Raw genomic sequence first — 10,566 nt, forward strand, 5'->3', positions numbered from 1 at the left:
GAAAAACCTCGTTTTCTTCGAGGCGCTCGGGTTGAAGGTCCCACAGAACTGCATCGGTTACAGACTTTCGCGAGGCATCTCCGGCGATGCATGGAAAGAGGCTCTCGTCCTCGTGAATCCCAATCCTAAAGCCGAAACCTTCCAGATTCCGAAAGGAAAATGGATTCTTGTCGTCGATCATTCCAATGCAGGAACCGAGATCATCGCACCGATTTCCGGTGTCACAGTTCTCGTCAAACCAATCTCGGCAATGGTGATGTACCGATTGTAATTTTTAAAATCAACTATTTCGTAATGTTTCAGGAGAAATTTATCATGTTGTTTCACTTCGATAATCCAACTGTCCGCCGGACACTGAAAACAATCCTTCCGATTCTGTCCGTCCTTTTAGTCTGCTTTTTTTCGACCTGCGGGAAATCCGCACAAACGACCAAACCGACCGAACTCATCGATTTTCTGCGCATCGAGCCGGGAATTTCCGATACGATCTTAGTCGATGAACTCTTCTACGCCAAAAAGTACAGGCTGAGATTCGAAGCCAATCCGAATATCGACATCCGATACGAATCAAGCCCCAACCGGCTTATTCTAATTCCCGACAGTTCATTTTCGGGATTTTCGCTTGTGAAATTCACCCAGCGTGGACAGGCGATGACAATTCCAGTGATCGTCAACAGAAAAACAGGCGTGACTTTTCGTTATCATCCCGAAAATCGAAACGCCAAAGTATTTGTCATGGGAAATTTTAACAACTGGAGCCGAACGCAAACGGAAATGTCAGACGCGGACGGTGACGGATTTTTTACACGCGAAGTATTCCTTGAAGATGGCGTTTACGAATACCAGTTTGTCGTCGATAAAAAGGAAATCCGCGATCCAATGAATCCGGAGAAAACAGATAACGGTTTCGGCGCTTTCAATTCGCTTCTCCGTGTCGCTTCGCCGGACAAACAAAATGTCCCAAATCTGTATTTTCTCCCGCAAACCGATTCGACGAAACTAACGTTCGCGCTTCAATCTCCGATTCCAAGCGACAGCGTGAAAATTGTCGTCTTGCAAGACAACTCGCTTTACGAGTCAGTACCAATTTGGCAAAACGGTGTTGTTAATATTGACATCGCGCCGATTAAAAAAACCAACAAAATCGTCACTCTGCGCGTCGTCGCCAGTTATCACAATCAGCCGGGAAACATCATTACCGTCTGGCTGAAAAACGGCAAACCTCTCTCGGATTCCGACGCATTTATCTGGCAGGACGCAACGATCTATTCGCTGATGATCGACCGCTTTGTCGATGGCGACACTTCGAACAATCATCCGGTAAAACATCCGCTCCTCGACCCGCGCGCCAATTTCCAGGGCGGCGATTTCTCCGGAATCATCCAAAAAATCGAAGCGGGATATTTTGACAGTCTCGGTATCAACACGATCTGGATTTCGCCTGTGAATAAGACAACAAATCTCGCCTATCAGGAATGGCCGGAACCGCGCCGATATTTCTCCGGTTATCACGGTTACTGGCCGATCAGTCCGAATGAAACCGAACCGCGTTTCGGAACCATCCAGCAATTTCAAAACCTCGTCAATGCCGCGCACAAACATCACATCAAAGTGCTTCTCGATTTCGTCTCCAACCACATTCACATCGAACATCCGTGGTGGACGGAACACCGCGACTGGTTTAGTCCGCTTTACCTTCCGGACGGTTCGAAGAATCTTCGGCGCTGGGACGAATACCGGCTGACGACATGGTTCGATACGTACATTCCCACAATCGATTACGCCGGTTCGCCTTCTGCCGTTTCTGCTATGACGGACAATGCCGTTTGGTGGCTCAAAACCGCGCAGATCGACGGTTTCCGGCACGACGCGACCAAACACGTTTCGGAAGTTTTCTGGAAACGTTTGACTCATAAAATCAAAGACCGGATCAATCCCGGAAAAGAGGCGCCCGTTTACCAAATCGGTGAGACTTACGGCGGACTCGGTTTGATCAAATCTTACGTCAATAACGGAATGCTCGATGCGCAATTCAATTTCGAACAATACTTCACGCTGAGACGCATCATCACCGATCCGAATGGCGATTTCCGCGATCTGACATCCAGCATTCAGAAGGTTTTTGATGTGTTCGGATATAATCATGTACAAGGCAATATTGTTGACAATCTCGATCAGGTGCGCATTATGGCATTTCTCGATGAGGATTTGACAATGTCCGATAACGGAACCGAACGCGCGTGGCAGGAACCGCCCATCGTCGTCGATCACGCCGCGGCATTTTTCAAAGAGCAAATGCTGATGACCTATTTGCTCACCGTTCCGGGAATTCCGGTCATTTTATACGGCGACGAGTTTGGCATGACCGGCGCCAACGATCCGGATAACCGCCGCATGATGCGATTCGGCGATCAGTTATCCCGCTTCGAAAAACAACAGTTAAAGGCAGTTTCCAAACTGATCAAAATCCGTAATTCCCATCCGGCTCTGCGGCGCGGCGATTACCTCCCGCTCTTTTCGGAAAAAGATGTTCTGGTTTATAGCCGTGGCGACGCGAAAGAACGCTTCATCATCGCTCTGAATAAAAACGGAATGCCGCAGATGATCGATCTGCAACTTCCGAAATGGATCGATGCAAACGGACTGAAATCGGCAATCAACAACCGTTCGTTGACCATCAAAGATCACAAGGTTTCGTTGATTTTATCGCCTTATTCGGGAGATATTTTACTGATAGGTGATTGACCGGTATGATGCTCTTTCTTACTTCCGTATTCAAATATGAATGTCCGAAGTGATAATTTGATATAGCGAAGTGAGGTTCCGGGTTACTTCCTTCGGCGGAAAGGTTGCAGTCAAACTTACCGTGTCATTCCACGTGTAACGATTTAGCTCGGTGTGTAATTATTAATATGAGCTCTACCAAGATGATTTATAATTATTTTCTGCGCCGTCGTCTTTTGAAATAAGATTGTCGCTGTGTGGTAAATCGAAAGGACTTTGTCCTCCAATTCTTTATCTTGATGCAAATCCGATATATTTAATTTTCCCTTTAAATCATTTAAAAATATTCCTTGTCCATGCGATGAATGCTGATCATGCCGGTTCAAATAGGCAGCGATTTTCTCGATTTCGTTTTGTGGCTTACCTTTACAATTTCGCTTTCCTAATAAATCAATAAGATATTTTGTAGAGTTATCTTGCATTACGATTGCGGCCTTGAGTCTTCCAAATGGTATTTGTTTCAAACGTTCATTCCATAAAAGCGCTTTCGTCGGATCTTTTGATACCTCACTAAATGCGAGATTAAACTCATCTATAACTGCTTGAACTGGAATATATCCTTCTTTTAAAAAGAATTGTGGATCCGTCGGACCCATACTAGAATAAGGTCCCATTAATATTTCATCACTCGCGCATGCAATTAAGGTTCCACCGCTCATTGCAAGATGTGGGATAATTACACGGATATTGGGGAACGTTTGATGCAAATAACTAATAATTCTTTTTGTTGCTTCGTAATCACCACCAGGTGTATGGATAATCAAATCTAAAGCAGACTTATCGGTACCTTGTACACAGGTCATGAATCCTTGAATATCCTGATCTATAATAGAATGAAATGGAGAAGGAACGGGCGGTTTTATAACAGAAAAAGCAGACATATAACTAATTGTAGTTCTTCCCGTGCTCTTAAATATCTGATCCATACAACCCTTTAAATAGGTCAATGGATTCAGTTTATCAACTTCTTCAAGAACTTTATCCCAGGTAGGCATTAATATCTCCAACAGTAAAGGTAAATTGGTCTGGAGTGGTTTCACTACATTTACGAAGAGTATCCTTTACTTTTTGGATTTTTATATCGGTGTAAAAACTGTTGAAATTTTCTTTCGATTTTTTTTCAATAAATTCTTTGATCGCTATAATTTCAGCGACATTTTTTGTGTCTTTGACTTCATTTACGCTATTCATGACAATCTCCATTTCTACCCAAAGATATTTGAAAACAAAACTAAAAGCAATCATTTTCTCCCTCCACCACCGCAATCTACTGCTCCGTCAACCCGTCCATTGTCAGCATCCCAGATTACACTGATTTAAGGATTTCACAGATTTCTTTTCCCAATCTCGTTTTTCACAATCAGCGTCATCAGCGCAATCTGCGTAATCAGCGATTCAGACATTTTTCCCCTCCACTACCGCGATCTCATCCTTCGTCAACCCATATAACCTTTGTACTTTGATTAGTGTCATCATTTTCATAGTGGAAAATGTCGTAAATATTTCTATTGCATTAATCAAATTTATTCCATATCATTGTTCAGTCTCATTTGCCATGTGTAAAAAGAGAACTTCGCCGCCGCAAGGCGGCGATTGCATTTTCAATGAACTGCCTCATGAAATTTTTTCTCTAACTGTCTTCTTTTTCTATTACCATCAATATAATGCGCGGAAGTAAGAAAATAAACATCACCAAAATTTTGTCTTCTTTTAATAAACACTGCCACATAATCAAAATTATAAAGCCAAATATAAGCAAAGACTTCATTGAATTCATGGTATTCAAAGAAGCGCACTTCAGTTTCTAAATAATGGTCAATTGAGGACCTCAACCAAGGCAGTCTTTCTGCTCTTCTTGGATCAAAATACCTCTCATACTGAGACTTCTCTTCACGTTCAATAAGATGCCAGAATCCCTCTTCGAATCCTTTTTCTCCGATTTTTCGATTGTACCATACCAGTAGGTTGTTAAGTCTTATCGGACCTTGTTTAAAATCTCTACAAAATATTTCATATAAATGGGAAAATATTTCATTAATATCACCGTTGCAATCGATCATTTCCGGCAACCACGTCGGTTTTTCTATGATCACACACACGGCCTGGGTCTCCAGATAAATAGATTAAATTTTCCCTCGGATGGTAAAGTACTTTTACTAAGAGCGAATCCCGACTGTTCTATGATCCTTTGAATTACTTTTATCTTGCCCTGATTGGTACTGAGTCCACGATGATAATATGACAAGGCCCCAATCAGCAGATCGGTCAATTGCAATACTTCGACTTCATGAGAACGGACCGGCTGTATTCGGGTTATTATATCTCTTGAGAAGTCATATTGATCATTACATAGCACCTCATGCAATTTTTCGATTCTCTGACCTCCCCGGGTATCTTTATAATCAAGGTAAATCCGGTATTTATTTCGCTGGTTAATGATTCCCTTAAGAAGTTCGAAATACATTTTATAGTACCATTTGTCATGGTCCTGATCGAATTTCTCATGATTCAGTTGAGATTTATTCAAAATCACCAGACCTCTGAAATGTAGTTCATTTTTCAAGAAGAAATAATCTATCAATTCAACGTAAAAGTCAACCTTTGAATCTGAAATCTTTGTCCATTTAATTTCGAATCGCTTTGATAATCCATGCTTTTCTTTTATAGCCCTTATTTCTTTGAAAATCTCATCCTTCCGGGCAGCCGGACACCAGACCGCTCCGAGTACCATCACATTGATGTGATCATTTTCCAAATGGCAACTCTCGTCACAATAAATACTAAATCTTTGCATAACTACTATCCATAATATTTACGAATTTATTCCTGTTCAATCATAGTCTTCATTTAATCATTTTAATCATAGTTCAAGACTCCACAATCGCAATCTCCTCCTCCGTCAGCCCATACAATTGATACACTAATTTGTCGATCTGCGCATCGGTGGCGGTAATCTGACACTGGATGACGTCTTTCTCCTGCGGCGTGTTGACCTCCGGCAGGTGCTTATGTAACACCAACATCGTCTCGACCAACGCTACCATGCGGTCGTGCCGGGCTTTGTCGGCCGGATTGCTGAAGTCGAAGGTGCTAATGGGAATTCTACAGTTCTGCAATCTTATGATCTCTTCACAACAGTGAGTTTGAAATCCCTGTCCTTTTTCGCTTCAACGGTTCCTTCGCATGCCATCCATGTCAGATGGAGGTGAACGGTCGTTGTCCCTTCCTTTTTTCCAATTATCGAAAAATTTCTCCCGATAATGTCGGTTTGGTAATTGTAATTCAGTCCGGCAATTGAAGTGTCTTCGATGCTCGGCTCACATTTCGGATACTCGACCAATCCATCGTCCGTTGAACCCAGGATAGATGTCTGCTCCCACCTCAGTTCATAATACTCCGTCAAATCAAGGTTTAACGATTCACCAACGGAGATCGTCGTGTCCGGTATCGTCTTCTTTTCATAAAAAACAAGATCGGCATGGCTGTCAGATAAACAGGAATACCAAACAACCGCACCGACTGTGATAGTAATTCCAAAACAAACCGCGATAGATTTCCTATAAAATCCCAACAGGTTTTTCATTTTCGTTTCCTCCTGATTATCAATAACCAATTTCATTCCCGTTAATCATCCGTATCACTTCATACGCAAATTCGATCCGGTACCTGCTCTCAAACTGGGTCATCAGATTTTTTCCTTCCACCACCTTTACCTCCTCTTCCGTCAACCAGTACATTGTCCGCACTTTGATTCATCTGATTTTCTGATTCACTATGATTCCATCCATCTTAATCATAGTCTTCATTTAATCATTTTAATCATAGTTCAAGACTTTTCTCCCTCCACCACCGCAATCTCTTCCTCAGTCAATCCGCATAACTGATACACTCACTGGTAAATCAATTCTAACATCTTGACTTTTGTCTGTTATTGTAGATTTTAGGAGTAATCACAACCTCCATTGATACAAAGAATACTGTCCGTTCTTATTTCTTTTATTGATTTTATTACCTCTAATTTTGGTCAATAACACATATTGATAATTAATGCCTTACATCCGGGTTAATTGTTCTGTTAAAAAAAAACCAACTTTTTTACCCCTGATTTTTGTCAATAAAATATTTGCGATATTTTTTCCCTCCAGTCGTTTGTAATTCTCCTGTTTTAACGAGACTATATAGAGTTATTCTTAATTTTCTTATGGGAATTTCTTCTCCAATGCGATTATGTATTTCCTCAATGAGTCCGCACGGATATTTATTTATGCCTTCGATAATAAGTTGTTTTAGTCTATGTCCCTCAATTTGCCGAAGATTGGTTTTTTCTAAAGCTGTACCTCGCAAGATAGACGGATTGATGTAGTACTGAGTACCTTTTGTTTTACCTTTGGTTAAAATAATTTTAGAACCTAACAACTTTCCTAACCAATTTTTTATCTGTTTATCATTACTACTCTGAATTTGCTTTGAAAATTCAGTTGCGATTATGCTTCTGTGTTGAGCAATTATTCCTAAACAGATTATTTCTTTCTGGCTGAGGTAATACTGACTTTTTAGTTTTTCAACAAGAGAAATTACTTCTGGGTTTTTAATTTGTTTATAAATCGTAACCTGAACTCTATCATCTCCTTCTTCTACAACCGGTGGATTTTTAGATTCACTTAATTGGATTTCATACATTTTGTCGTAACCACTACCCTCTCTCTCCATTAAATTCAAATCATAAAAAATTTTTGACAGGTGCTCATTGCGTTTTACCGATTGATGTAAAATATTACTTGGAGTTACACCCATAGGTAATAAGCCGGGATTATGAAACTCCACTCGATCATAAAATAAATTTATGAAAATATCTCCACGGGTCGTATAAGGTCTATGTACTAGAGCATTTGCAAGTAACTCTCTTATTACATTTTCATTGTAATGGAAAATCATCTTCCTTCCAAATATTCCTTCTGAGATTTCAACACCTTCTTTCCATTCAGGTATTTTTTCCCAGACACTCTGAATCAATTCTATGGGATTTTGAGAAAAATCGTCCCACAGTTCTTTTTTGACTTTATTTCCATTTTCATCGTATTTAATGAATTGAACAGCAGGTGCATACATAAGTCTGGCCCTCTGCTCACGTTTCCCAATCCAGAGTATCCCTAAATTCGTGAGGTACGTCCCATCGTACATTAGATAATAGAATAGAATTTCTTCTTTGCTTTTAACTTTTATAAAATCCGATACTCTTCCGGAATTTTTAATTCCATCGATAAATTGTTGTAGTTTAATTTGACTGCATTCCTCAATGGTCACCTTTTGAACTACTCTCGTTTCCCAATTATACGCAGGCTTATCATTGAATAATCGCTGTAATTCATCGGGTAAAACCGGTTTACAATGATCTGCGATGCGTATGTAATATTGTCCGTCGGTTGTTGAGGCAATCGAACTTAAATTTGGCAGTATTTTTATTTCGATAAATTCAGAATCGTTGGGTGCGATTTTTACGGATATATCAACTCCGACATTAATTGTGAGTTCACTAATCCGTCTGCGAATGGTTTCGGCTAATTGTTCTGGAATTTGTTGTTTTGCAGGCGGATATTCCTCATGGTTTTCTATTCCGATAGCGATCAATCCACCGCGCGCATTCGCGAAACTAACACAGCCTCTCGCCAGTGATTTCCAATCAGGATTGTTATTGGTAAATAAGCACAGCGATTTTTTTTCAATATATTGATTTTCATTCATATCGTTTGACCCTATTTTGAGTTATTAGTCACCAATCATAGTCTTCATTTAATCATTTTAATCATAGTTCAAGACTTTCCCCATCCTTTGTCTGAACCATGATTCATCGGATTCCCGGATTACCACGAGTTAAGGAAACCTTATCCATCACGTAATCACCTAAAATCCTGTCCATCCCATAATCCCACAAATCCCGGTTCAGACATTTTTCCCCTCCACCACCGCTATCTTATCCTCTGTCATACCGAATAACTGAGGCTTATTCTTTTTTATTCAGGCTTGTCTGCTACGTTTCCTTTTAGGGACTTGATAAACGAATTCAAATCAATCAAAGGCATGATGATTTTAGAGTACTCATGATCGGAATTTAATATAACCAGCATTCCTCTCGTATCGTTGATGGCAATTTGAAGCCATAATTTCATTACATCATCGATAACGGTAAACTGTCCGCTTTCTTTAAAATTCAGTACAGTTCGAAAGTCCTTAATCCCGTACTTATGAAGTGTTTCGATCCCAAATAATACATGATCGTCTTTTATGTAATCCATATTCAGGATAATTGAAAAAATCTCCTCATTCGGCACTAATTCAAATTTGACATTTAATCTGCCCTGCCCCAGCAGAATATCATTTTCACTAAATCCAAACTCACGATAATCGTTTTGAACAAAGTTGTTTTTCCGTATCTCGACTAATTTGAATTGTATCGGCTCAACGGATTGATTGATTTTGCTTTCCTTGCTCATGATTAGGTCTCACCTATAATGGAATATTTAGATTTAAGTTTTCTGACTGTTGTGAATCCTGAATTTGGGGTAATTTCCGGGTGAAAATATTGGCCCGAATAAACATTCATGGGAGGATTTACATAAACCACTTTCGGTCTACTCTTCATATCTTGGAGTTGATCGCGGGAAGTGATCACAATGTCCATTCCAATGGCATCCGCAATCTCGACCATTTTCAAAACCGAGATATTCGGATTCTTATTGAACATCTGGGTAATCGCCGCACGCGACTTTCCTAACTTTTTCGCCAAATCCGCCCTCGTAATGTTCTTCTCTTCCATATAAGTTAGGACATGATGATAGAATTCATAAATCAGTCCCCAGGCTTTTTCTTCCGCATCTGGTTTTGTAGCGAAAAACTCATGAAGTCTCTGCACAGAATCTTTCGAACTCTCGGACATATATCTCCCTTTTTCTATCAATACTCTTGTAAACATTATCTGACAATGAATCCGTTTTCTTTTCACGGTAATCAAAAAACACGATGTTTTTCCCACACCTGATGAAAAAGAAAAAACGATGCGGAGGCGGCTTAACCTCTCCATACGGATAAGCCTTGATTCGCCACGTTAAATGAGGACTTTTAAAATTTTCTACAATCATCATATATCGGATTAAACGTCTAATCTGTTTCCGTTTTTCAGCGGGTAAATTCTCTAAAATATCCGCAATCCTGCATCGCTTACCTTCATAAATAAAAAATACCCGAAATAGCGGTACATCACCGGACTCTAAAAAATCGAGTACTTCCTCAAATCTCATCCTATTCTTAACTGAACTCAATTAACACCCATATGTTAATCTATACATTAACAACCTGCAACAAATATTTATTCTTTTACTCATGCTTTAACCAAATGTCGATTGAAATCTGAATCATTTCTCATCTCTTTTCCCCTCCACCACCTTAATCTCCTCCTCCGTCAATCCGTACATTGTCAGAATCACAGATTACACTGATTAATGGATTCCACAGATTTCTTTTCCCTGTATTATCCTCTGTAATCAGCGAAATCTGTGTAATCTGCTTAATCAGCGATTCAGACTTTTTCTGCTTAATCAGCGATTCAGACACCCTCCACCACCGCGATTTCCTCCTCCGTTAATCCATACATTGTCAGAATCACAGATTACACTGATTAATGGATTCCACAGATTCCCTTTCCCGGCTTTGTTTTCCATAATCAGCGAAATCAGCGTAATCTGCTTAATCAGCGATTCAGACATTTTCCTCCTCCGTCAATCCATA

The 10,566-nt window shown here is 40.1% G+C and carries 9 protein-coding genes and 1 pseudogene; 1 reads left to right on the plus strand and 9 read right to left on the minus strand.

Annotated features, from left to right (window positions below; all coding sequences use genetic code 11):
• Positions 1-159 precede the first annotated feature (159 nt).
• Positions 160-2,745, plus strand: coding sequence for a hypothetical protein (locus COT43_01990; protein PIS30344.1), 2,586 nt, complete (start codon positions 160-162; stop codon positions 2,743-2,745).
• A gap of 143 nt (positions 2,746-2,888) precedes the next feature.
• On the opposite strand, the gene COT43_01995 is transcribed toward COT43_01990, so the two are convergent.
• The 9 genes and pseudogenes from COT43_01995 to COT43_02035 form a co-directional block, all read right to left on the minus strand.
• A complete protein-coding gene (locus COT43_01995) occupies positions 2,889-3,779 on the minus strand; it encodes a hypothetical protein (protein PIS30345.1) in 891 nt (296 codons plus the stop codon).
• Complete coding sequence (locus COT43_02000) at positions 3,763-4,029, minus strand: hypothetical protein (GenBank protein PIS30346.1); 267 nt, start codon at positions 4,027-4,029, stop codon at positions 3,763-3,765. The genes COT43_01995 and COT43_02000 overlap by 17 nt, the downstream gene beginning before the upstream one ends.
• A gap of 356 nt (positions 4,030-4,385) precedes the next feature.
• Positions 4,386-4,877: a hypothetical protein gene (locus COT43_02005; protein PIS30347.1), complete on the minus strand. Its 492-nt coding sequence runs from the start codon at positions 4,875-4,877 to the stop codon at positions 4,386-4,388.
• On the minus strand, positions 4,874-5,578 hold the full coding sequence (locus tag COT43_02010) for a DUF3800 domain-containing protein (protein ID PIS30348.1): 705 nt from the start codon (positions 5,576-5,578) through the stop codon (positions 4,874-4,876). Before COT43_02010 ends, COT43_02005 begins: the two co-directional genes overlap by 4 nt.
• Before the next feature lie 73 nt (positions 5,579-5,651).
• Positions 5,652-5,885, minus strand: a pseudogene (locus COT43_02015) (hypothetical protein).
• Positions 5,886-5,902: 17 nt separating this feature from the next.
• On the minus strand, positions 5,903-6,403 hold the full coding sequence (locus COT43_02020; GenBank protein ID PIS30349.1) for a hypothetical protein: 501 nt from the start codon (positions 6,401-6,403) through the stop codon (positions 5,903-5,905).
• Between the two features lie 476 nt (positions 6,404-6,879).
• Positions 6,880-8,526, minus strand: coding sequence for a transcriptional regulator (locus COT43_02025; GenBank protein PIS30350.1), 1,647 nt, complete (start codon positions 8,524-8,526; stop codon positions 6,880-6,882).
• 269 nt (positions 8,527-8,795) lie between these two features.
• Positions 8,796-9,275, minus strand: coding sequence for a hypothetical protein (locus tag COT43_02030; GenBank protein ID PIS30351.1), 480 nt, complete (start codon positions 9,273-9,275; stop codon positions 8,796-8,798).
• Between the two features lie 2 nt (positions 9,276-9,277).
• Complete coding sequence (locus COT43_02035; GenBank protein PIS30352.1) at positions 9,278-9,862, minus strand: hypothetical protein; 585 nt, start codon at positions 9,860-9,862, stop codon at positions 9,278-9,280.
• Positions 9,863-10,566 lie beyond the last annotated feature (704 nt).

The sequence above is a fragment of the Candidatus Marinimicrobia bacterium CG08_land_8_20_14_0_20_45_22 genome, from assembly GCA_002774355.1.
GTDB lineage: Bacteria > Fidelibacterota > UBA2242 > UBA2242 > UBA2242 > 0-14-0-20-45-22.